Here is a 23,843-nt window from a genome sequence, read left to right as displayed (position 1 = left end):
TAACTATGGAATCAAAAGGTGTGAATTTTATTAGGGAAATTACTTCGTATATTTTTGTGGAAGGTAGGCCTAAAGAAGCTGATATTATTTTTGTCCCAGGAGGCTCTTGGCCAGAACCATCAGAAAAAGCTGCTAAACTTTGGTTAAATAATTATGCACCCTATATTTTACCATCGGGAAAATATAGTATGAGTAAAGGTTATTTTCCAGGACCAGTGACAAATAGTGAAATATATAAAGAACAATACAACACTGAATGGGAATTTATGAAAGAGGTAATGTTATCTTATGGTGTTAATGAAACTGCTATATTAAAAGAAGATAATGCAACTTGGACAAAGGAAAATGCATTTAAATCTCTTGAGGTTACGAATAAATTAAATTTAGAAATAAAAAGAGCAATTATTTGCTGTAAATCCTTTCATGCAAAGCGTTGTTTAATGTTCTATAGTTATGCATATCCTAATACAGAATTTATTGTGTGTCCTGTTAATATAGAGGGAATTACTAAAGATAATTGGTTTAAGACAGAACAAGGTATAAACAATGTAATGGGAGAATTGTCCCGCTGTGGAGGTCAATTAAAAAATGCCATTCCTATTTGGAGTAAATAATATTTTAATTATGTATGGTTAAAAAAGAGGGAGAATTAATGAAATATTCTTATGAAGAGGGAAATTTTAAAAAAGGTGATATTTTAAGCATTGCAATTGATAGAAAAGTGAATATATATTTAATGGATAACATAAACTTTCAACGATATAAGAATAATATGAATTGTGAGTATTATGGAGGTGTTGCAACTTGTTCTACATATAATATTACAGTCCCTAGAACAGGGCACTGGTATATTGTTATGGATTTGGGTGGCAATGCTGGCATATTGAATTATTCCATAAAAGTATACAAATAGCTAATTAACCTAATTTCACTTTAAGTTGACAATATAAAGAAAAATATATTATTATATACAATAAAATATTTATAAAATAAAGGAGTAAGATATAATGGCATATTATTTCAATGAACCATCTCATACTTTTGGAGAATATTTATTAGTTCCAGGGTATTCTTCAACAGATTGCATCCCTCAAAATGTAAGTTTGAAAACACCACTTGTTAAATTCAAAAAAGGTGAACAATCACCGATTACAATTAATATTCCCTTAGTATCAGCAATCATGCAATCAGTATCAGACGACAAAATGGCAGTTGCTTTAGCAAAGGAAGGTGGAGTTTCATTTATATATGGATCTCAATCAATTGAAAATGAAGCAGCTATGGTTGCAAGAGTTAAAAATTATAAATCTGGTTTTGTAACTAGTGATTCAAATCTAAAGCCAGATTCAACATTAGCTGAAGTAGTAGAATTAAAAGAGAAAACAGGTCATTCTACAATGGCAGTTACAGAAGATGGTACTCCTAATGGGAAACTTCTTGGGATTGTAACAAGTAGAGATTATAGAGTAACTAGAATGGATATGAGTACTAAGGTTTCAGAATTTATGACGCCATTTAACGAATTAATATATGCTGATGCCAATATAACATTAAAAGAGGCAAATAATATTATTTGGGATAATAAATTAAATAGTTTACCATTAGTTGATAAAGAACAAAAGTTAAAATATATGGTTTTCCGTAAAGATTATTCAGCTAATAAGGAAAATTCAAATGAGCTTATTGATTCTCAAAAAAGATATGTAGTTGGTGCAGGTATAAACACCAGGGATTATGCAGAAAGAGTACCAGCTTTAATTAATGCAGGTGCAGATGTATTATGCATAGATTCATCTGAAGGTTTTTCAGAGTGGCAAAAGATAACAATTGATTATATACATAAAAACTTTGGAGAAAATATCAAAGTTGGAGCTGGAAATGTTGTTGATAGGGATGGATTTTTATTCTTAGCTGAGGCAGGAGCTGATTTTGTTAAAGTTGGAATTGGTGGAGGATCTATTTGCATTACCAGAGAGCAGAAAGGTATAGGCCGAGGACAAGCAACATCACTTATTGATGTAGTAAAAGCCAGAGATGAATATTATGAAAAAACAGGAATTTATATCCCAGTATGTTCTGATGGAGGTATAGTTCATGATTATCATATTACTTTAGCATTAGCTATGGGGGCAGACTTTATTATGTTAGGAAGGTATTTCTCAAGGTTTGATGAAAGTCCAACTAATAAAGTTAATATAAATGGAAGCTACATGAAGGAATATTGGGGTGAAGGTTCCAATAGAGCAAGAAACTGGCAGAGATATGACCTTGGTGGAGATAAGAAATTATCTTTCGAAGAAGGTGTTGATTCTTATGTACCATATGCAGGAAGCTTGAAAGATAATGTTACAATAACATTAAATAAAGTTAAATCAACCATGTGCAATTGCGGAGCTCTTACAATCCCAGAATTACAAAAGAATGCGAAAATAACATTAGTATCTGCTACAAGTATTGTAGAAGGAAGTTCACATGATGTTGTATTAAAGGAAAATACTTATAATTCTCAACAATAGTTTTTTATAATAAAATGTTATAATTATCATTGACATTATTTAGGGAAAATAAAATATTAATACATTAATTTTAAGCTATAATGTTTGTAAATTATTACAAACATTATAGCTTATCATTTTTATGGTAAATACTGTGATATAATTAATTTGGAAAACGTTTAATAGGAGGGAATAAAGTGAAAAAATTTAGAAATGTATCAGCACTATTATTGGTATTGGCATTTATCGTTACGATGTTGCAAATACCAATAAAATCAGTACAAGCCGCTGAAAACTCTAATATTGTTTATGTAAAAATACGATATGATAGAGCAGATAAAAATTATGATGGCTGGAATGTTTGGGCTTGGGAAAAAGGAAAGGATGGGAGGCAAGTGAATTTTATCGGAGAGGATGAGCAAGGAAAATTTGCAGTTGTGGAGACTACTAAGGAAGCACAGCAATTATCTTTTATAATTAGAAAAGGTGATTGGGTAGAAAAAGCAACAGGTGATGAAAATGTAGATTTAGCTAATGGCGATGTAGAAACTAAAATTACCCAAGGTAGTGGAGAAGCTACTCGCGTAGATAACCCTCTAAATAGAAATTTTAGTACAGTTAAATTAAATCTTCATTATTATAGGTTAGATCAAAATTATGACTCTTGGGATGTTTGGTCATGGATTAATAATAGCGACTCAGCCGGTTATGCTTTTAATAAGCAAGATGACTTTGGCAAATTAGCAGAAATAACCAAAACAAATGTTCAGAAATCAAAAGCAGTATCATTTATAATTAGACAAGGTGGAAATAGCTGGACATCAAAAGATGGAGATAAAGATAGAAGTGTAGATTTAGCATATGCGAATAATAATGGTGAGATTAATGCTTATATTCTTCAAGGAGATGAAAAAGTTTATACTAATCCTAGTGAACCAATTAAAAATCCCCAAATAACTTCTTTAAAAATTGATTCTATTACTGAAATGAGTTTTAAGTTAAATGCTAAGCTTTTAACTACTGATGGAATTGTTGTAAAAGAAAATGGTATCGTTACCGATAGCTCTTTATACTCAGTAAATGTTGGACAAAGTGCTATAGATGGTTTAATTAAGTTTAAAAATCCGATTAATTTATTAAGTACTTATACTTTAGAAATACCAAAGTTTAGTAGTGCAAATTCTAGTTTTGGTAAGATATATGGATCTAAAGAATTTGATGATTTATTTGGATATAAAGGTGAACTTGGAGCCATATATAATCCTAACGAAACAAGATTTATTTTATGGGCTCCAACTGCAACTAAAGTGAGGGTTGCTTTATATGGAAATGATGGAAGAAAGTTTAACCCGGCTGAAAAGGTAGTAGACATGGAAAAGGGTGAAAAAGGAACTTGGGCTATTGAAGAAAATGGTGACTTAGATGGTGTTTACTATAATTATTTAGTAACAATTGACGGAAAAGAAAATGAAGTTACTGATCCTTATGCAAAAGCTGTAGGTGTTAATGGAAAGAGAGGAATGGTTGTAAACTTAAACTCAACTAATCCAGTTGGATGGAGTGAAGATAAGAGGCCTGAACTTGAAAATCCAACAGATGCTATGATATATGAAATGCATATTAGAGATTTTTCTATAGATCCAAACTCAGGTGTTACTTTGGAATATAGAGGTAAATATAAAGGTGTATGGCAAGATAAAACAACTATTCCAGGTACAGATGTTAAAACTGGAGTAGCTCATTTAAAAGAACTTGGAATAAATACTGTACAATTAATGCCAGCTTTTGATCATAGGTCAATTGATGAAACAAGGTTAAATACTCCTCAATTTAATTGGGGATATGATCCGCAAAACTATAATGTACCAGAAGGTTCTTATTCTTCAGATCCTTATGATGGAAAAATAAGAATAAAAGAATTTAAGGAATTAGTTCAAGAACTTCATAAACAAGGAATTAAAGTAATAATGGATGTTGTTTATAATCATACTGGAACAACAACAGATTCATTGTTTAACCTAGCTGTTCCAGACTATTATTATCGTCAAAACGCTGCAGGCGGTTTTTCAAATGGTTCAGGTACTGGTAATGAAACCGCTTCAGAGCGTTCTATGGTCAGAAGATTAATTGTTGATTCAGTTAAATACTGGGTACAAGAGTATCATATAGACGGATTTAGATTTGATTTAATGGCTATTCATGATATTGATACAATGAAAGAGATAAGAAGCGAATTAGATAAAATTGATAAAAAGATAATAGTTTACGGTGAAGGCTGGGCAGGTGGAGATGTAGCTCTACCAAAAGAACAACAATCATTAAAAGCTAATGCCACTAAATTTGGAGAATTGCAAATTGGTATGTTTAGTGATGATTTTAGAGATGGAATCAAAGGTAATGTATTCGATGATAAGTCTGGAGGATTTATAAATGGAGGAATAGGATTTGAAGATTCCATAAAATTTGGTATAGTTGCATCAACTAAGCATGATGGAATAGATTATAGTAAAGTAAATTATTCAAAAGAACCTTGGGCAAATGAACCTTATCAAACAATTACTTATGCTTCATGTCATGATAATATGACTTTATGGGATAAATTACAAACAGTTAGTCCTAATAAGTCAGAACGCGAAATAGAAGCTATGAATAAGGTTTCAGCAGCCCTAGTATTTACATCTCAAGGAATGCCATTTATTCAAGCCGGTGAAGAATTTGCGAGAACCAAAGTTAATAAAGATGGGACTTTCAATGGAAATAGCTATAATGCACCAGATAGCGTTAATAAACTTGATTGGGAAAGGGTAAAAGAATATCAAGATTTATATAACTATTATAGAGGTTTAATTAATTTAAGGTCTTCTCATAAAGCATTTAGAATGAGTAATACTAAAGATATCCAAGAAAATCTTAAATTTTTACAAGAAGGAAAAGACTTTAAAGGAGATAATATAGTTGCATATACATTAAATGGAAACGCTGTTGGTGACTCTTGGAATAAAATTGCAGTAATTTTTAACTCAAATAACAAAACAATTGAAGTAACACTACCATCAAAAGGTTGGACAGTTGTAGTAAATGAAAATAAGGCCGGAATTGAAAAATTAGAAGAGTATAAAGGCGCAACAGTTATTGTACCAGCAAATAGTGCATATGTATTAGTAGATTCAGCAAGTTATGCATCAAAATAATTAAAAAATTACCGAAATAAAAAGAAAGTTATCTTAATATGATATATACATCAATTAAGGTGACTTTTTTATGTTATAATTCATATAGAAAGTGAGAAAGTATTTCTATTTTAGGTATTTTAGTTATTTGTAACTTTATTGTGGTAATTGCAACTTGCAATGATAATATATAATTATTATTTTATAGAATAGTTGTCATCTATTATTTTAATTATCTAACCATATAAGTATTATTTTTAGCATAAACAAGGAGGAACTAATGAAGGAAAATACAGACATTACTTTAAAACAAATAATTCAAGTAATTCATAGAGCAATTAATTCAGTAGATCAAAGATTATTAAATCATGGTGAAAGAGTTGCATATGTTATGTTAAATTTATTAAGAGCAGAAGAAAATTATAGTAAAGACGAAATTCTGGAGATTTGTACCCTTTCTATATTTCATGATATAGGAGCATATAAAGTTTCTGAAAGGGACAAGCTTGTGGAAATTGATACTAAGTCTCCTATTGATCATGCCATTTATGGCTGCTTATTCATTAAATACTTTTCGCCCCTTTCTAAATTATATAATATAGTTTTATCTCATCATTTTACTATGAAATATTATAAAGATAATAAAATGGAGGTTTTCTGCGAAGAGGGGCTATTGTTAAGTTTTGCAGATTACATTGATAGAATATATTTGATTAAAAAGGAATTAACAGTAAATTATATTATAAATAATAATAAAGAATATTCACTGGAATATATGGAATTATTAATAAGTGCAGATAAAAAGTATAATTTCATAAATAAATTATTAGATGGATCATATTTAAAAGAATTATACGATTTTTTTGCAACAAAAGTTATCTCTAGAGAGGAAGTGCTCTCATATAGTAAAATGTTAGCATACTCCATTGATTTTAGAAGTGAGGCTACTGTTAAACATACAATATTTGTTGAAGCTGTAAGTTATCAAATTGCAAAATTATTAAAGTTAGATGATAAGACCTTAACTCAAATTAAAATTGCAGCTGCTCTTCATGACATAGGAAAAATAGGAATTCCTGTGGAGATATTAGAAAAGCCAGGAAAACTTTCAAATGATGAATTTGAAATTATGAAGAGCCATGCAATAATTGGATATAAAATATTGAGCGATTTAAATATCGATGATATTAGAGATATGGCAGCACTTCACCATGAAAAAATTGATGGTACAGGATATCCTTTTGGATTGAAAGGCAATGATTTAACTTTAGAAATGAGAATAATTTCAATAGGGGATATAATTAGTGCTTTGCTAGGCGTAAGAAGTTATAAAGAAGAGTTTAGTAAAGATAGAGTAATAAAAATCTTGAGTAATATGGCCAAATATAACAAAATAGATTCTAATATAACAAAATTATTTATTGAAAACTATGATTATATAATTGAAAAGGCAACAAATGAATCAAGTGATTTAATGAATACTTATTTAAGTTTAAACAATGAGTACCTGAAAATATTAGATTATTTCAAATATTAATGATAAAAAAAGCTAGATATCATGTTAACCTTGAATTTATATATTACAAGTGTATTTGCTAAAAGATTGTATATAAATTATAATAGGTAACATATATAAGCAAACTTTATTGCTACAAAATATTACTAAGGAATGGAGAAAAATATGAATAAATTATTTCAAGTTAAAGATTTAGAATTTTTTGCAGAAGATTTTGTCGATGATATTAAAGATTATGAAGATATAATTGATATTATACAAGAATTAAGTCCAGATTTGAATTATGAGATAATTGAAGTTGCTGGTTCTAATGGATGCTGCGATAAAACTAAAAAAAATTATTTGGTAGAAATAATTGGTTATATAGATGAAAATGATGAATTTATTACTAAAGAAGAAAGAGATTCTATGGGGATAATGGCTCATAATAAGAAGTTTGATTTATTTGTTATAACGGTTCATAAATGCACTTCGTGTAATAAGTGGGTTATTTCCTTGCTTGAATAGTATACACATTTAGCTGTTTAAAATACAGCTTTTTCTTTTATGCTAAGATTTTTAGCAATAGAAAGGATGTAGTATTGTTGAAAATAAATATTAAAAATAACCAAAATAATTTTAAAGTAATATGGACTTTTGTTATATTATTTCTATTGCATATGATTTTAAGTAACTGCGTTATTGTTGCTAATGCATCAGAATCAAAGGGAATTATAGATGAAATATATATATCGGAAAATAATTATAAAGATGATATGAGCAATATTGTTGAACCATACATAAAGAGTAAAATGGAGTCTGGATATGTAGATGGTGACGAAGATGTTAAATTGTATTACGAACAATATAAGGTTGAAAATGCAAAAGCTAATATTGTAATATCTCATGGGTATACTGAGAGTTTAGAGAAATATCATGAAATGATATATTATTTTTTGAAAGATGGATATAATGTTTTCGGAATAGAGCATAGAGGTCACGGGAGATCAGGTACACTTGGAATAGCTGATAAATCTCAAATAAATGTAAAAGATTTTAATCAATATGTTACTGATTTTAAAACTTTTATGGATGAAATTGTTATGCCAAATAATGAAGGCAAAAAAGTATTTTTATATGCTCATTCTATGGGTGGTGCAATTGGAGTAAAATTTTTAGAGGATTATCCAAATTACTTCAATGCTGCTATTTTAAATGCCCCAATGCTAGAGGTTAATACAGGAAATATTCCAGAATTTATAGCAAAGTTAATAGTTAATATTGAAGTTGCGTTAGGCAATGGTGGAAAATACGTGTTGGGTAAAAAGCCTTACACAACAGAATATAATAAAGATGAAATTGGGACAACCTCTATTAATCGTTATGAGTATATTCACAATATTGTAGCTAATAATGAAGAATTACAAAGAGGTGGAGCAAGTTATAACTGGACTAAAGAGGCGTTTAGAACCACTGAAGATGTTGTAAAAGAAGAAAATGCGTCAAAAGTTGAAATTCCAGTGTTATTATTTCAGGCTGGGCAGGATACTTATGTAAAATCAGAAGGTCAGAATAAGTTTGCTAAAGGGGCCAAGAACTGCAAAATAGAAAAGATGGATGATTCAAGGCATGAAATATATCTGGAGAGAGATGAAATTCAAAAACCTTATTTAGTATCAGTACTAGATTTTTATGAAAAAAGTATAAATTAAAAATATAAATTACCTGGAATATAAGTAAAATTCTATTTCAGTATTAAGTGAGTGTAACTATTTAAATGAATAGACATTCACTTTTTTTATGATTTAAATAAAAGTTATTTTGAGCTTTTATTTTTATTCGAAAATTTAATGTACATAGTATGACTAGTCTTGGGACAATATATCTTTATAGGGTTTAAAAAGGCGGTGAATAAATTAATGAAAAAAATAATTAATTATATATTATGTATATTAGTTTTTTTCAATATTCCTATTATATCTTATGCATCTTGTAACAAAGATTATAAAACGCAAATGAAGCAAGATATATTAAGCCTTATGCTGGCTTATCCTGAATTTATACAAGGTGTTGAGAAGAAAAGTGATGATGAAGTTTATTTAATCATGAAATCAGGCAAAAAAATTATCTATGATGATAAAAAACAAAAAAGTCAAGCAGAAAAGTTATCAAATCCAGATTTACAAGATATGTTGGAGCAAGAGTACCCACTGCAAATGACAACAGAAATTATGGAAAAGAATTTTGATCCCGGTAGAGCAAGGCATTATGAACTTTTAAATGAAGTATATGGTAGCTCAAAAGGAGCCATAGAGAAAAATTTAAAGAGCTTAAAATTTGGATATACTAATTATCAATTCAATAGCAAAAATAATGCAAATTCTTCTCTTGAAGGAGTACTAAAAGAACTTATTCCCTTAGCTAAAACTAGAGGTGATATAGGAAGCATACTTTATCCAGCCAGTGGAACATATAATTATAGAGTTATATCAGGAACTGGAAGATTAAGTCCTCATTCCTATGGAATAGCTATTGACCTGAAAAGTGATAAAAGAGACTACTGGAAATGGAGTTCAGAAAAGCAAGGAAAGCAAAGATTGGGAGACTACCCAAAGGAATTAGTAGAAGCTTTTGAGAAAAATAATTTTGTATGGGGCGGAAAATGGAATCATTTTGATATCTTACATTTTGAATATAGACCAGAAATAATATTAAAAGCTAGATATTTTAGTAATTGGAATAATAATTGCCAGTGGTATGACGGTGTTCCTTTAGAAGAAAATACTAAAAAGTACATTGAAATGGTAGATAATGCACTACTGTAGAAGGATATTCATTTAGAAAGGGGTATTAAAATATGCGGCTCTCTAAAAACAAGAAAAGCTCATCAATTTTAATGAGTATTATTATAATTACTATAATATTTTCATTTATTAATGTTATGGAACAAAAAGTAATGGGTGAAATCAATTGCGACGAAATAGGATGTATTGTAAAAAATATATTTGAAATAAAGAATAAAGCAATATTAAATAAGGATTTAGATTCAATAAAATCCCTTTATGCCACAGATACAAAATATGGTCAATGGGCATATGAGTATGAACAAAAAAAAGTTAAATACATAAACAATTGGGCAGAAAAACAGGGAGTACAATTTGTGGATATAGTACCTAAAATAGTAATTAAAAGATCTAAAATTGGAGAGCAAAAATGTTCATTTAATATTATTTGCAATACAGAATATCAATATGTCTATCCAGATCAACCTGAACAAATTAACCGTTCAAGAATTGGGACTTACCACTCTTTTCAATTAAGTAAGAGAGGAGATGGATGGATAATTACAAAGGAATGGTATACAGACCCATTTGCTGATTCATTAAGTCTAGAATCTATTAAAGTTGATGCTATTAAAGAATTTATTTCGACTCAACCATTTAGAGATTTGACTAACATTAGTGAAAAAAGAAAAGGTGCAAAAGAATATGCGGATAAGTATTGTGGAGCTGCAACTTTAGAGGAGTATGGATTTAAATACAATAAACAATATAGAGACTTTAATCCAGAAGGAGGAGATTGCGCAAATTTTGCTTCACAAATATTACACGAAGGAGCAAAATTTAAGGAAACTTCAGGGTGGAGATATGATAAAGGAAGCGCAACAGGACCATGGGTAAATGCAGGTAAATTTACTTATTATATGCTAAATAGCGGTAGAGCTTCTGTTATTGCTAAAGGAAGTTATGAAAAAGTATACAAAGCTTCCTATAAATTACTTCCTGGAGACTTTGTAGCTTATGAAAAGAAAGGCGATATTACCCACGTATCTGTAGTAACTGGTGCTGATTCAAAAGGCTATACTTTAGTGACATGCCATAATACGGATAGAAATGATGTGCCATGGGATTTAGGATGGAGCGATAAAAAAATAAAATTTTGGTTAATAAGAGTACATTGTTGATTAAAAACGAGCCTTGAAAACTATTTATATTTTAAGGCTCAGTTTATTTTTGAAAAAGCAATAATAAAAATTATACAAGACTAGCGTATAAAAATAGAATATAATATAATTCAGATATTATTAATAATTAAGGGGGATAAGTTAAGAATCATAAATTTAGTATTTATATTCTTATTTAATAAAATGAAAGAGATTATTTTAAAGAAAAAAGATGGAAGTTATATTAAAGCCCAAATTAAGGAATTAGATTTAAGCTATTTAAATAAAATAATGGAACTTCAAGATAATGTTTATAATAAACTTAGTAATAAAGCTTTTTACTGTACTTCAGATAGAGATGAATTTAATATAATTTTTAGTGGAAAAGGCAAGATTATTGGATGTGTTTCAGCAATTGATGATGAATTAATAGCTATAGGAGTATATGTAGAGTATGGATATGAAAAACATAATTATGGATATGACATAAATATTCAGGGAAAAGACCTATTAAAAGTAGGACAAGTTGAATCGACTATAGTTAAAGAAGAATATAGAGGGAATAAACTTCAAAGGGTAATATGTAAGATTTTAGAAGAAGTTGCATATAGCTCAGGGATGAGTTATATTTGTTCAACAGTTGCACCTGACAATATATACAGCTTAAATACCTTTAAAAATCTTGGTTATAATATAATAATAGAAAAGTTAAAGTACAATGGATTAAATAGATATGTTTTAATGAAAAATTTTAACAATTAATATTTCTGTTAGCAAAACTTATTGGTTTAAAATTTTATAAGCATGCTTTTAGAAAAAAGTATTGATTTATGAATTATTTTGCAATATAATGAAATTCGTAAGCATTGAATTTATGATTAATTAATAAAATAGATTTTATAAATGAAAATTAATATATGCTATGATGAAGAAAAGTAAATTCAAATAGATGATTTAAAGAGAGCAGATGGCGGTGGGATATCTGCATGAGTCTTGAATTGAAAGAACACTTCGGAGCAATTAACTGAAATTTTAATGAAAAGAGTAGGCTTAATCGGGTCCATGCCGTTACAAGTGGAGGGTATAAAGCAATTTTAGTTTTGTACTTGGTTGAGGTGAGTTTTTATAAACTAACTAGGGTGGTACCGCGAAGATATTCTCGTCCCTATGCATATGCATAGAGACGAGTTTTTTTGTTGGTTAAAAAAATTTTAATATTTTTAATAGTATAATTACAAAAAATAATTGTAAAAATAAACAATAATTTAAAAAGGAGTAATAATAATGAAAAGAATATTTATTAAAGATTTAGTAGTTAATGGTGAAGAAACAGTATTACTTAAGGGATGGGTTCATAAAATTCGTGACCTTTCTCACGTTTCCTTCATTATGCTTAGAGATAAGTCAGGAATAATTCAACTTGTTTGTACAAAGGATCAAATTAAGGGGTTAAGGCTTGAAAATGCAATAGAAGTAGTAGGAGTTGTGCGTGAAAACGAAAAAGCACCAAGAGGAATGGAAGTAGAAGTATCATCTATAGAGATTGCTGGTAAAGTTTTTTATGATAAATTACCATTTGAAATTCAAAGCTATAAAGAAAAAGCATCACTTGAAACACAATTAGATTTTAGAACAGTAAGTCTTAGAATTCCTAAGAAGAAAGCAATTTTTAAAGTACAAAATGAAATTGAAGAAGCTTTTAGAACGTTCTTTAAAAACAATGATTTTGAAGAAATACACACACCAAAGATAACTCATTCTGGAACTGAAGGTGGTTCTGAAATGTTTACTGTTAATTATTTTAATAGAAGAGCCTTCCTTTCACAAAGTCCACAATTTTGGAAGCAAATGATGGTAGGAGCTGGATTTGAAAGAGTATATGAAGTTGGTTATGCATATAGAGCAGAGCTTCATAATACATGGAGACATTTAAATGAATATGTGAGTTTAGATGTTGAAATGGGATTTATAAAAGATGAAACAGATCTTATGGATACTGAAGAAAACTTTATAAGATTTTTATATAAACATTTAAATGAAAAATGTGCTGAAGAATTAAAATTATTTGATGTAGTTCTTCCTGAAGAAATTAATATTCCAAGAATTCCACTTGCTGAGGCTCAAGAAATTTTATTAAAAGAATTTAATAAAAAGTCACCAGTAGGAAATATTGATAATGAAGGGGAAGCATTATTCCATAAATATATTAAAGAAAAATATAATAGTGATTATGTATTTTTAACTGAATATCCAACAGCAAAGAGACCAATGTATGCTATGGAACGCGAAGAAAATCCTGAAATGACAAAGAGCTTTGACTTAATCTTTAAAGGTGTTGAAATTACAACTGGTGGACAAAGAATTCATGACTATGAAATGTTAAAAGCAAAAATGGAGAAATGGGGATTAAAAATAGAAGATTTTGCATTCTATTTAGATACATTTAAGTATGGAATGCCGCCTCATGGAGGATTTGCTATAGGGCTTGAAAGAATTACAATGCAAATCTTAAATTTAGGAAATATAAGAGAAGCCTCTCTATTCCCAAGAGATATGAAGAGATTGACACCGTAAGACAGTTAACAGCTGTAGAAAAAATTCCTTATGGAGTTCTAAGAGAATTATTAATAGAAACTCAATAAAAGTTTCTATTAATAGTTAAAGTAAACTATGCTAAAAGAAATTTATGAATTTTAAGTAGTAGTTTATAAGATAGTATTAAATGACAAAAAATTTAATGAGGTGAAAGTAATGAAAGTTAGTATTGATGAAGTAAAATATATTGCTAAGCTATCTAAATTAAAATTTTCTGATGAAGAAGCAGAGAAATTTGCACATGAATTTGAAAATATTTTAAATAGTTTTCAATATTTAAATGAATTAGACTTAGAAATAAATGATGATTCAGATAAGTCAAATTTAAAACCAATTGTTAGAAAAGATGAAGTTAAATCCTTTGAATGTAATGATTTATTTAGAAATGTTAAAGATATGCACGAAACTTATATTAGAGTACCAAAGATTATTGAATAGGGTGGTGAGAGTGTAATGAAAATGAATTTAAAAGAAATGGCAAGTAAAATTAAAACAGGTGAATTAACTAGTGAAGCGTTAGTAAAGTCTTATATAGATGAAATTATTAAAACAGAACCAACAGTAAATGCATTCTTAAGCCTACAATGTGATGAAGCATTAGCAAAAGCAAAGGAAATTGATGCAAAAATTAAGGCGGGCGAAAATTTAGGAAGACTTGCAGGTATTCCAATTGCAATTAAAGATAACATCTGTACAGAAGGTGTAAATACAACTTGTGCATCAAAAATGCTTGAAGATTTTATTCCGCCTTATAATGCAACTGTAATAAAGAAATTATTAGCTGAAGATGCAATAATAATAGGAAAAACTAACATGGATGAATTTGCAATGGGATCATCTAATGAAAATTCAGCATTTAAAAAGACTTTAAATCCAAGAGATTTAACTAGGGTTCCAGGAGGATCTTCAGGTGGATCAGCTGCAGCAGTTGCTGCAAAATTTGCACCAGTATCCCTTGGTTCTGATACAGGTGGATCCATTAGACAGCCAGCAGCATTTTGTGGTGTTGTAGGCCTTAAGCCAACTTATGGTTTAGTATCTAGATTTGGACTTATTGCTTTTGGTTCGTCTTTAGATCAAATAGGACCATTTTCTAATTCAGTAGAAGATAGTGCTTATATCTTAAATATAATATCTGGAACAGATGAATTTGATTCAACAAGTATAAGAGACTTAAAAGAAATAGATTATACTGCAAATCTTAATGATGGGATCAAGGGAATGAAAATTGGTGTTCCTGAAGAATTCTTTGGTGAAGGTTTAGATGAAGAAATTAAAGCTTCAGTTAATAATAGCTTAGAAAAATTAAAAGAACTTGGAGCAGAAGTAGAAACATTTTCTTTCCCTATAATTAAGGATGGGTTAGCAGCTTACTATATTATGTCATCAGCTGAAGCAAGTACTAATTTAGATAGATATGACGGAATAAGATATGGTTATAGAACTTCAAATTATACAAATGTAGATGAATTAATGGAAAATAGCAGAACTGAAGGTTTTGGAACAGAAGTTAAAAGAAGAATAATGATGGGAACATATGCATTGGCTTCTGGGTATTATGATGCTTATTATAAAAAAGCAGATGCATTTAGACAAAAATTAAGACATGATCTTAAAAAGACATTTGAAAAATACGATTTAATAGTAGGGCCTGTTTCTCCAATACTACCTTTCAAAATCGGCGAGAAAAATACTGATCCTTTAGCGATGTATTTGGCGGATATTTACACTATTAATGTTAATTTAGCTGGAAATCCAGCAATATCAATTCCATCTGGAGTTAGCAAAGAGGGCTTACCAATTGGAATTCAGTTAATGGGTGATATGTTATGTGAAGAAAAAATATTCAAGGCTGCATATAGCTTAGAACAAGCTTTAGCGCTTGAATTATAGGAGGGACAACAATGAATTTTGAAACAGTAATAGGCTTAGAAATACATGCAGAGTTAAAATCAAAAACTAAAATATTTTGCTCATGTTCAACAAAATTTGGAGCAGAACCTAATGCTAACACATGCCCAATATGTACAGGAGTACCAGGGACTCTTCCAGTTTTAAATGAAGAAGTTGTAAATTTAGCAATAAAAGCTGGTACTGCACTAGGTTGTACAATAAATAAATATAATAAAATGGATAGAAAAAATTATTTTTATCCTGATCTTCCAAAGAATTATCAAACTTCACAATTTGATTTACCAATATGTTCAGGCGGGCTTGTTGAATTTGAATATGAAGGAAAGCAAGTAAAAGTTAGATTAAATAGAATTCATATAGAAGAAGATGCTGGAAAGCTTGTTCACGTTGAAGGAGAACCAGTTTCATTAATAGATTATAACAGAGTTGGTGTTCCACTTGCAGAAATAGTTACAGAACCTGATTTGAGAAGTGTTGGTGAAACTGTAGCCTTTATGAAAAAGTTAAAATCGATTTTAGAATATGGTGAAATTTCAGATTGTCGTATGGAGCAAGGTTCACTTAGATGTGATGCTAACATTTCTTTAAGACCAGTTGGACAAAAAGAATATGGAACTAAGGTGGAGCTTAAAAATATAAACTCATTTAGAGAGCTTCAAAAAGCTTTAGAAAAAGAAGAAAGAAGACAAAGGGAACTTTACACTTACGGTGAAGGTCATAAAGTAGTTCAAGAAACAAGAAGATGGGATGCTTCAAAAGGAAAAACAATTCCTATGAGGTCTAAGGAAGAAGCAGATGATTATAGATATGTGGTAGAGCCAGATTTACCACCAATTATAATATATGACGAGCAAATTGAAGCAATGAAAAATGCTTTACCGGAAATGCCTGTTGAAAAGAGAGAAAGATTTTTAACATCATATGAACTTTCTGAAAAGGAAGTTGATATCTTAATTGGCGATAAAGGACTTGCAACATTCTTTGAAAAAGTTGTGGCTTTAGGGGTTACACCTAAAATGGCTTCAAATTGGATTTTAGGTGATATCTTAAGAATATTAAATGATCGAAAAATTGAATCAGAATATATAACAATAGAAGCAGAAAACTTTGCAAAGCTTCTAAAAGTAGTTGATGAAGGAAAAATCAGCAACAATGTTGGAAGAGAAGTTCTTGATGAAATCTTTGATAATAATAAAGATCCAATGAAACTTATCGAAGAAAAAGGACTTATGCAAATAAGCTCGACTGATGAATTAGAAAAAATTGTTGATGAAGTAATTGCAAATAATCCTCAATCGGTAGAAGACTTTAAGGCAGGAAAAACACAAAGTGCTGGTTTCTTAATGGGTCAAGTAATGAAATTATCTAAAGGAAAAGCAAATCCTAAAGTAGCTAAAGAGCTTGTTGATAAGAAACTTAGTGAACTATAAAATAGTGGCAGTTTAGTAAATAAGCTTGCTCAAAAAAGATTTTTGCACAATATAGTGATTAAAAATTTAATGACTATATTGTGTTTTTTTATAGGCTATATATTTAGTAATGTAGCCTAGCATACGAATATATTTCCAGGCATGAAACTAACATTCTCAAAGTGGATTAATTTGGAATTTGTGGAATAAAGAAAAAGTAAATTTAATAATATTATTATAGTAGATTTAGAGTGAATCTTATTTGCTTAGTATCCACGAATAAATTATATTACGAGGAGAATGATGTTATGAAAAATTTAAAAAAGAAATTTGAAAATGAAACGAAAACTAGGATAAACATAATAAACTCAGAAAAATTAAAGGGAAAAAGACTTCAAGAAATTCTAGTTAAACCTGGAGTATTTAATAAAACCGATTTTATGAGTAATAATTACTGCAGTACATTTCCGACAGAAATATTATGCTCATCTCCTAGAAATAATGTAATTAATGTATACTTAGATATAAAAAGACCTGTTGAAATACTAAGAGAATTAAAGGAGAATATTTTAAAATCTTTATATGAGTCATGTGAGATTTTTGAAAACGAAGGATTAAATTCAATTGGCAGTAATGTAGAAGAAATAAAATTTAAGGAATTATTTATTAAATTATTAAATCATTATTCAGAAATGAGCTTAAATAGGTTTTACGAAGTGGAGGATACTAAGTATATATTTAATGATATTAGTTTTAGTGAAATATTAAATGAAATAAATAGTATAACATATATATACAAAAAAATTGAAGATAACGATGAATTGCTATGGAATCAGTATTTTAATAAGTTCGAGAAGAATTTTAATAGTCAGTATAATAAATGGATGAATGTAATATCTAGATATTATGCGGATAGTGAAGAAGGATATGAATATACTAATGAAGAACAAGAGGTTTCAAGTTACTATTTTAATAAGGATTTCCGAAAATTATGCGAAATAATATATAGTAATAGCAGCTCTTGCGCGCTAATGATTAATAAAGCATATATGGAAATACCTTCATGCAATAATCAATTTTCTAACGTAGTATTTATCGAATATACTAACTATAATTTTAATAACAACTTAGCAAAATTCATAGAAAAAAGGATTAGTGAAGACTATAAAGAACTATTTTTAATAATTACAAATTGCAATGAACATATATCATATTTTGAAAAGATTAAAGAAAACGTAAATAGCTTAACATTAGATAAGAGAATATTTTGCATTTTAGACAAATTTAATTTTTACAAAAGGGATTTTTGTAAAGGAGATAGTATATGTACCGGAAATGAAGAAAATTTAATTGAGAAATTAAAAATCAGCATATCAAAACAAATAGGCATTTCGAAAGATAGAATTATTGTAACTGAAGAATTTAATGATGTCGATAAGAATACTATGAATGTTATAAATACAAACGAAGATTTTCTTGAACTTCTTAGATTAATGAAAAGAGAAAGTGAATCGATAGGGAAGATTATAAAAATAAAATCATCAAAACAAGATAGAATAATTAATATATCTTTAAATCAAGAAAGAATGAGTGTGCAAGCCTTGATGGGAATGCTTTATGATAGATATCATGGATATTTAGTAGATTTATGGAACAAAATTATTAAAATTGAAACCAATGATGAAAATCATAAGAGATTCAATTATAGCAGAATCAATACTATAATTAGGAATCGTAAAGATAATTATAAGGATTATAAACATATTATATCAGTAGCTTGTAGTGATGAAAATGAAATTATAGACTTTAGCTTAAGAACTGGTGACTATAATGATAGTAAAAAAATATTAAGGATGCTACTAAATTATGGATATAATACAATTGGTTTTGATCCTAATGAAAATAAAATTATTATAAACGTCAATGGTGAAATATCAAAGGAAGATAAAGAAAACCTAATAAAATCAGTCAAAGGAAGATTGGAAGAAAGTGCAGTCAGTTATTTTGAAAATGCATTTTTAATGAATGCAACAAAAAACAAATTTAATGCTAGCAGCTTAAATAAAGCCTTAGAAATTGAAAAAAATGTAACTATTGATGATTTTTATATTGCTTTCAAAGAAATGTTTAATAAGATGAGTGATAATATAATAAGGTATGAAGTGCATCTTCCAAAATAGGATTGCAAACATTTTTGAAATAATATAAACAATGCGAAGGATAACCAAATAAGTTAAATGGTTATCCTTCACATTGTTTATAGTTTAAAAGTTATTTATGATTGTTTCTTAGGTTGACTTATGTCGATATTATGTGAATTTTAAAACACAATTATAATAAATAGAAGATAATTGACAAAACTTTTGTTATTATTCATTGCCGAAATTATTTAAGGTTGTTGTAAGAAATGGTAAAATATTAATATAAAATTTTAAAATACGATAACTAAGTTTACATAGCAATAATACTAAAAAGTTATCATTTTTAGGAATTATAGTTTAACTTTTGAATAATGCATGGACAAAGGTCAACCTTATTACTTAAGGAAAGCTTTTTGTATTTAATTTTTTTTGGAGGGATGATAATATGAACAATAAAAATATTAAAGAGACTCATAAAGTAGTTGCATCAGAAGATATGCAGAGATTAAGTCAGCAGATAGATGAAACAGTTATTACCCTTGATAATTTGCTAGTTTTTAAGAATAATTCAAAATGTTCATTATGTAAAGGTTTTAAAGAGGTGGATAAAAAAATAGAAGAAATTAAACTATTAATTGAGACCATACAGACTACAGTATATAAATGTTGTTCAGAGGACGATAAAGAAGGTAACCTAATTTATGAATGCTATGCTTTTAATGATTTCTATAATTAAGTTGTAAAAACATTTTTTATTGTAATTGTGATATATAACAGATAGTGTATTTTATAAAGAATTTATCACGTTATATATCACAAAATAATGTACTCCAATAATAGATATAAGCTTTCTACTTATTAATTTTTATATCTAAATTTCTTCAGATTTTAATTTTAATACCTTATCAAGATTTTTAAATACAGATTTATCATAATCTTGATGCAAAGATACTTCTAATACATCATATAATTTTTCCAATTGTTTAATAATTTGATCAAGAACAGAATCATTTTTTACAAGTAAAAACATTTTGCTTGTAGAACCATCGCCAATTTCTCCACAAAGAATACCCTCAAGGTTAAATGCTCGGCGAGCAAAAAGCCCAGTTATATGACTCATAACGCCCGAATGATTTCTAACTAATAATTCAATAAGATAAAAATTTGTATTAATCATATAGATTTTCACCACCTATCATTTCGATATTCGCTTTGCCAGGAGGAACCATAGGGAGAACATTTTCTGTTTCTTCAATTGGTATATTTATTACACAGGGACCTTCTGTTACAAGCAGCTTTTCTAATTTTTCTAAAGGAAATTCTTCGTCACCTAAATCACATGACTGAATACCAAAACCTTCTGCAATGATTTTAAAATTAGGATTAGATATGAAATGTGATGCAATGTAATGCTCGTTATAAAAAAGTTGTTGCTGCTGACGTACTAATCCTAAATGATGGTTATTTAATATAATAATTTTTACATTAAGATTAAAGTCAGAAAGTGTTGCAAGTTCCTGTATATTCATCAGTATAGAACCATCACCGCTAAAGCAAAGAATAGTCTTATCTTTGTTGGATAAAGCAGCACCTATAGCTACTGGAAGACCAAATCCCATTGTGCCAAGACCACTTGAAGTTAAATAAGACTTTGGCTTTTTAAATGGATATCTTTGCGCTACCCACATTTGATGTTGGCCAACATCAGTAGTTATAATTGAATCATCAGCCACCTTGCTTCCTACAAATGGTATTATATTTGCTGGATGTAATATATTTTTATAAGAAGGAAGCGGATATTTTTCTTTAAAACATTTCACTCTTTCAATCCAAGATTTTCTACTTTTAACTTCAATATGAGGAATAATATCCTCTAAAAAGTCTTTAACATTTGCAACCATTGAAAGACTACTAGTTTTAACTTTATTTATTTCAGAAGGATCAATGTCAATATGAATAATTGAAGCATTAGGACAAAATTTTTCAACGTTACCTGTCGCTCTATCATCAAATCTTACTCCAAGAGCTAAAATTAAATCAGCTTCATTAAGCAAATAATTAGTAAATGGAGCTCCATGCATACCAAGCATTCCAAGACTTAATTCATCATCACACGGAAAGGCACCAAGTCCCATAAGACTTAAGGCTACTGGAATACTGTTTTTCTTTGCAAAAGTATATAAATTTGATGCAGCGTTAGAATTTATTATACCACCACCTGCATAAATAATAGGCTTTTTTGAATTATTTATTAATTCTGCCATACAGAGTAGGGTAGAGCCTTGCAATGTTTCGCGCTCTGAAATCTCTTTTTGAGAAACTGAAGCAGGAAATTCTTTTAATTCAATAATTTCATTTTGGATATTCTTTGGAATGTCTACAAGAACCGGACCTGGTCTTCCGTCCAACGCTATTTTAAATGCTTCAGGAATAACAGTAAAAAGTTCGTTTATATTTCTAATTAAAAAATTATGCTTTGTTATAGGAATAGTTAGTCCATATGCATCCACTTCTTGAAAAGCATCAGTACCAATTGCAGATAAAGGCACTTGGCCTGTTATTGCTACAAGTGGAATAGAATCAAGTTTAGCATCAGCAATAGCAGTTAGTAAATTAGTTACTCCAGGACCAGATGTTGCAAAGCATACACCAACTTTACACGTGCTTCTAGATATACCTTGAGCTATAAAACCAGCACCTTGCTCGTGACGTGCAAGTATATGTTTAATTTTGCTTTTAAATAAAGCATCATATAATGGGAGATTAAATCCACCAGGAATACCTGATATATATTCTACACCCTCGTTTTCTAATAATTTGATTACTATTTCAGAACCACTATATTTCAAGAAAATCACTCCTTAGAAGTAAATTATATTTTTTATATTAATATTCAATGTAAATAAAAATTAATAGATAAAAAAAAATCCTCACCCTATGTCGTATAGGACGAAGATGTAATCACCGCGGTACCACCTAAATTTGTATAATTAAATACACACTCTTATTTATAATACAGGAAAATCCGATATTATTGCCTTTTTAACGGTAGGCGATCCGTTTAATCCTACTCTCAGAAAAGATTTCGGTTAAAAACTCCAAGGCTACTTTCCAAATATATCTCATGAGAATTTACAGCAAACATTCTCTCTCTGCGTTTTGATTATATAAGTACTCTTCCTCTTCAATGTTTTTACATTATTATGTTTGTATTAATTATATTCAAAAATCATAAAACTTGTCAATAAAGTTTTCAAAATTTATAAAAATAAATTCAGAATATTCTATTATATTCTGAAAATTTAATTTTGTAGTAATAAATATCTTTAGGTATGATCAATCTTTTAAATATTTTAATTAAACATAAACATTTTTAATTAAAATATTTATAAATTTATAGTTGGATATGATATAATAACAGTGCTAAATATGTATATTTTAGCAATAAAATGATTCGAAAAAATCATAAGATAAAAGTACTACGCAATAAGTTCTTAAAAATTTTATATTATTTTTTATGAGATAGGAGAAAACATATGGAAGAAAAGAAGAAAGAAAATTTGATAGATAAAAGTTTAAAACTAAACAAAAATAATATTAGAGTTCATGAAATGGATCTATCCGAATGTGGAAAATATCAAGAACTTAATGGCAGCTGGGTAATATGGATGTTAATTTCAGGAATAATATTATGCTTCAAGAATTTATATAGTGGAATTGCATTAATATTAATATCAGTTGTAATATTTATCTTATACAAGAGAAGTCCTAAAAATATTTCAGCAACTTATTTTAATCTTGCATTAGATTCGATTGGTAAAGGTAATATGGAGAATGCCAAGGATTCTTTAATAAAATCTGTAAATATAAATTCAGAAAATAACTATGCTTATGTGCTACTTTCATCAATATATTACAAGGAAGAGAATTATAAAGACACAATAGAATGTTTACTGAAAAGTAATGTTCTTAAGGTGCCAAATAGTAAATATAATTATTTAGTTGGAGCATGTTATTTTAATATCGAAGAGTATGACAATTCAATTAAATATTTAAATGCTGTTAAATTCGAAGATAACAATATAATGAAACATATTAAAGATTCACTTCTTGGTAAAGCATATTTCTTAAATGAACAATATAAACAAGCGTTAAAAGTATTTAAAAGATTATTAGATGCTAATGATGAACTTAGTGGGGATTTAATTGAAGTTAATTACTTTTTAGGTTTAACATATTTAAAATTAGGAGAAGAAGAAAAAGCTAAAGCTGAATTTATGAAAGTATATAATCAGGATAGGGAGTACAGGAATATAGAAACACTAATTAGTGAATTAAAATAATTTATAGGAGCAGTCGAACTGTTCCTTTTTTGTTTACGAATTATAGAAATTACTTTGAATTTAACTATATAATTGGAGCACATATAATGATAAAATTGCAAAAATAGAATTAATTAAGAGATATAATAAATATTATGTAAAGTAAAGTATGTATGTAAGGCATATAATTTGAAATATGTAACTCAATTTGTCTGATTACTTTTAATAAGGTTTTGCTTTCAAACCAAGAATAATTAATGGAAAGAGATATCATGTAGAGTATTAGCCTCATACTAGATATATTGTAGATTTTACATTAATTGAATAGAAAAATACTGTAAATTAATAAGTATACTGTA

19 protein-coding genes and 2 other annotated features are annotated in these 23,843 nt (G+C 28.5%); of the genes, 17 read left to right on the top strand and 2 right to left on the bottom strand.

All coding sequences use genetic code 11. From position 1 onward, the window contains the following. The first annotated feature begins 5 nt into the window (after positions 1–5). The 16 genes from COL3_RS04710 (at position 6) to COL3_RS04635 (ending at position 19,898) form a co-directional block, all read left to right on the top strand. Positions 6–614, top strand: a complete 609-nt coding sequence (locus tag COL3_RS04710; RefSeq protein ID WP_008420120.1) for a YdcF family protein — start codon at positions 6–8, stop codon at positions 612–614. Positions 615–652: 38 nt separating this feature from the next. Next, positions 653–913, top strand: coding sequence for a DUF1883 domain-containing protein (locus COL3_RS04705; protein WP_008420118.1), 261 nt, complete (start codon positions 653–655; stop codon positions 911–913). A gap of 94 nt (positions 914–1,007) precedes the next feature. Further along, positions 1,008–2,516: an IMP dehydrogenase gene (locus COL3_RS04700; protein WP_008420116.1), complete on the top strand. Its 1,509-nt coding sequence runs from the start codon at positions 1,008–1,010 to the stop codon at positions 2,514–2,516. 233 nt (positions 2,517–2,749) lie between these two features. Then, on the top strand, positions 2,750–5,686 hold the full coding sequence (gene pulA, locus COL3_RS04695) for a type I pullulanase (protein WP_099716568.1): 2,937 nt from the start codon (positions 2,750–2,752) through the stop codon (positions 5,684–5,686). A 259-nt stretch (positions 5,687–5,945) separates the two neighbouring features. Continuing rightward, complete coding sequence (locus COL3_RS04690) at positions 5,946–7,202, top strand: HD domain-containing phosphohydrolase (RefSeq protein ID WP_008420112.1); 1,257 nt, start codon at positions 5,946–5,948, stop codon at positions 7,200–7,202. Positions 7,203–7,346: 144 nt separating this feature from the next. Further along, a complete protein-coding gene (locus COL3_RS04685) occupies positions 7,347–7,688 on the top strand; it encodes a hypothetical protein (RefSeq protein WP_008420110.1) in 342 nt (113 codons plus the stop codon). A gap of 152 nt (positions 7,689–7,840) precedes the next feature. Next, entirely contained in the window at positions 7,841–8,872 is a 1,032-nt protein-coding gene (locus COL3_RS04680; RefSeq protein ID WP_099716567.1) for an alpha/beta hydrolase, read from the top strand. A gap of 207 nt (positions 8,873–9,079) precedes the next feature. After that, positions 9,080–9,985 (top strand): M15 family metallopeptidase, encoded by a 906-nt coding sequence (locus COL3_RS04675; protein ID WP_008420106.1) that lies wholly within the window; start codon positions 9,080–9,082, stop codon positions 9,983–9,985. A gap of 32 nt (positions 9,986–10,017) precedes the next feature. Then, positions 10,018–11,124, top strand: coding sequence for an amidase domain-containing protein (locus tag COL3_RS04670; protein WP_008420104.1), 1,107 nt, complete (start codon positions 10,018–10,020; stop codon positions 11,122–11,124). A 183-nt stretch (positions 11,125–11,307) separates the two neighbouring features. Beyond that, positions 11,308–11,865 carry a GNAT family N-acetyltransferase gene (locus tag COL3_RS04665; protein ID WP_008420101.1) on the top strand — a complete coding sequence of 186 codons (558 nt, stop codon included), beginning with the start codon at positions 11,308–11,310 and terminating at the stop codon, positions 11,863–11,865. Between the two features lie 151 nt (positions 11,866–12,016). Next, positions 12,017–12,273: a binding site (T-box leader), on the top strand. Between the two features lie 114 nt (positions 12,274–12,387). Further along, positions 12,388–13,677, top strand: a complete 1,290-nt coding sequence (aspS, locus tag COL3_RS04660) for an aspartate--tRNA(Asn) ligase (RefSeq protein ID WP_008420099.1) — start codon at positions 12,388–12,390, stop codon at positions 13,675–13,677. Positions 13,678–13,854: 177 nt separating this feature from the next. Continuing rightward, the gene (gatC, locus tag COL3_RS04655) at positions 13,855–14,136 is read left to right on the top strand and encodes an Asp-tRNA(Asn)/Glu-tRNA(Gln) amidotransferase subunit GatC (protein WP_008420097.1); all 282 of its coding nucleotides are present in this window, start codon (positions 13,855–13,857) and stop codon (positions 14,134–14,136) included. Between the two features lie 15 nt (positions 14,137–14,151). Next, positions 14,152–15,591, top strand: a complete 1,440-nt coding sequence (gene gatA / locus COL3_RS04650; RefSeq protein WP_008420095.1) for an Asp-tRNA(Asn)/Glu-tRNA(Gln) amidotransferase subunit GatA — start codon at positions 14,152–14,154, stop codon at positions 15,589–15,591. Positions 15,592–15,602: 11 nt separating this feature from the next. Then, a complete protein-coding gene (gene gatB / locus COL3_RS04645) occupies positions 15,603–17,042 on the top strand; it encodes an Asp-tRNA(Asn)/Glu-tRNA(Gln) amidotransferase subunit GatB (protein WP_008420093.1) in 1,440 nt (479 codons plus the stop codon). Between the two features lie 287 nt (positions 17,043–17,329). Further along, positions 17,330–19,201 carry a hypothetical protein gene (locus tag COL3_RS04640; protein WP_008420091.1) on the top strand — a complete coding sequence of 624 codons (1,872 nt, stop codon included), beginning with the start codon at positions 17,330–17,332 and terminating at the stop codon, positions 19,199–19,201. Positions 19,202–19,607: 406 nt separating this feature from the next. Then, positions 19,608–19,898, top strand: coding sequence for a hypothetical protein (locus COL3_RS04635; protein WP_008420089.1), 291 nt, complete (start codon positions 19,608–19,610; stop codon positions 19,896–19,898). 135 nt (positions 19,899–20,033) lie between these two features. Here COL3_RS04635 and ilvN read toward each other — a convergent pair whose 3' ends face one another. Together ilvN and ilvB are read right to left on the bottom strand one after the other, a co-directional pair. Next, positions 20,034–20,339, bottom strand: coding sequence for an acetolactate synthase small subunit (gene ilvN, locus COL3_RS04630; RefSeq protein ID WP_008420088.1), 306 nt, complete (start codon positions 20,337–20,339; stop codon positions 20,034–20,036). Beyond that, positions 20,332–22,011, bottom strand: coding sequence for a biosynthetic-type acetolactate synthase large subunit (gene ilvB, locus COL3_RS04625; protein WP_008420086.1), 1,680 nt, complete (start codon positions 22,009–22,011; stop codon positions 20,332–20,334). Before ilvB ends, ilvN begins: the two co-directional genes overlap by 8 nt. A gap of 93 nt (positions 22,012–22,104) precedes the next feature. Beyond that, positions 22,105–22,359 (bottom strand) — a binding site (T-box leader). Positions 22,360–22,698: 339 nt separating this feature from the next. Between ilvB and COL3_RS04620 the strand changes: the two genes are divergently transcribed. Continuing rightward, positions 22,699–23,505, top strand: coding sequence for a CDC27 family protein (locus COL3_RS04620; RefSeq protein WP_008420085.1), 807 nt, complete (start codon positions 22,699–22,701; stop codon positions 23,503–23,505). The last annotated feature ends 338 nt before the right edge of the window (positions 23,506–23,843 follow it).

It is taken from the genome of Clostridium sp. LS (assembly GCF_002760435.1).
Lineage (GTDB): Bacteria > Bacillota > Clostridia > Clostridiales > Clostridiaceae > Clostridium.
This window is presented reverse-complemented; position numbering and strand designations above follow the sequence as displayed.

What these genes read in the sequence shown, in the direction of transcription:
- COL3_RS04710 (WP_008420120.1), top strand. Translation starts at nt 6, where the DNA reads ATGGAATCAAAAGGTGTGAATTTTATTAGGGAAATTACTTCGTATATT.
- COL3_RS04705 (WP_008420118.1), top strand. Translation starts at nt 653, where the DNA reads ATGAAATATTCTTATGAAGAGGGAAATTTTAAAAAAGGTGATATTTTA.
- COL3_RS04700 (WP_008420116.1), top strand. Translation starts at nt 1,008, where the DNA reads ATGGCATATTATTTCAATGAACCATCTCATACTTTTGGAGAATATTTA.
- pulA (WP_099716568.1), top strand. Translation starts at nt 2,750, where the DNA reads ATGTTGCAAATACCAATAAAATCAGTACAAGCCGCTGAAAACTCTAAT.
- COL3_RS04690 (WP_008420112.1), top strand. Translation starts at nt 5,946, where the DNA reads ATGAAGGAAAATACAGACATTACTTTAAAACAAATAATTCAAGTAATT.
- COL3_RS04685 (WP_008420110.1), top strand. Translation starts at nt 7,347, where the DNA reads ATGAATAAATTATTTCAAGTTAAAGATTTAGAATTTTTTGCAGAAGAT.
- COL3_RS04680 (WP_099716567.1), top strand. Translation starts at nt 7,841, where the DNA reads ATGATTTTAAGTAACTGCGTTATTGTTGCTAATGCATCAGAATCAAAG.
- COL3_RS04675 (WP_008420106.1), top strand. Translation starts at nt 9,080, where the DNA reads ATGAAAAAAATAATTAATTATATATTATGTATATTAGTTTTTTTCAAT.
- COL3_RS04670 (WP_008420104.1), top strand. Translation starts at nt 10,018, where the DNA reads ATGCGGCTCTCTAAAAACAAGAAAAGCTCATCAATTTTAATGAGTATT.
- COL3_RS04665 (WP_008420101.1), top strand. Translation starts at nt 11,308, where the DNA reads ATGAAAGAGATTATTTTAAAGAAAAAAGATGGAAGTTATATTAAAGCC.
- aspS (WP_008420099.1), top strand. Translation starts at nt 12,388, where the DNA reads ATGAAAAGAATATTTATTAAAGATTTAGTAGTTAATGGTGAAGAAACA.
- gatC (WP_008420097.1), top strand. Translation starts at nt 13,855, where the DNA reads ATGAAAGTTAGTATTGATGAAGTAAAATATATTGCTAAGCTATCTAAA.
- gatA (WP_008420095.1), top strand. Translation starts at nt 14,152, where the DNA reads ATGAAAATGAATTTAAAAGAAATGGCAAGTAAAATTAAAACAGGTGAA.
- gatB (WP_008420093.1), top strand. Translation starts at nt 15,603, where the DNA reads ATGAATTTTGAAACAGTAATAGGCTTAGAAATACATGCAGAGTTAAAA.
- COL3_RS04640 (WP_008420091.1), top strand. Translation starts at nt 17,330, where the DNA reads ATGAAAAATTTAAAAAAGAAATTTGAAAATGAAACGAAAACTAGGATA.
- COL3_RS04635 (WP_008420089.1), top strand. Translation starts at nt 19,608, where the DNA reads ATGAACAATAAAAATATTAAAGAGACTCATAAAGTAGTTGCATCAGAA.
- ilvN (WP_008420088.1), bottom strand. Translation starts at nt 20,339, where the DNA reads ATGATTAATACAAATTTTTATCTTATTGAATTATTAGTTAGAAATCAT.
- COL3_RS04620 (WP_008420085.1), top strand. Translation starts at nt 22,699, where the DNA reads ATGGAAGAAAAGAAGAAAGAAAATTTGATAGATAAAAGTTTAAAACTA.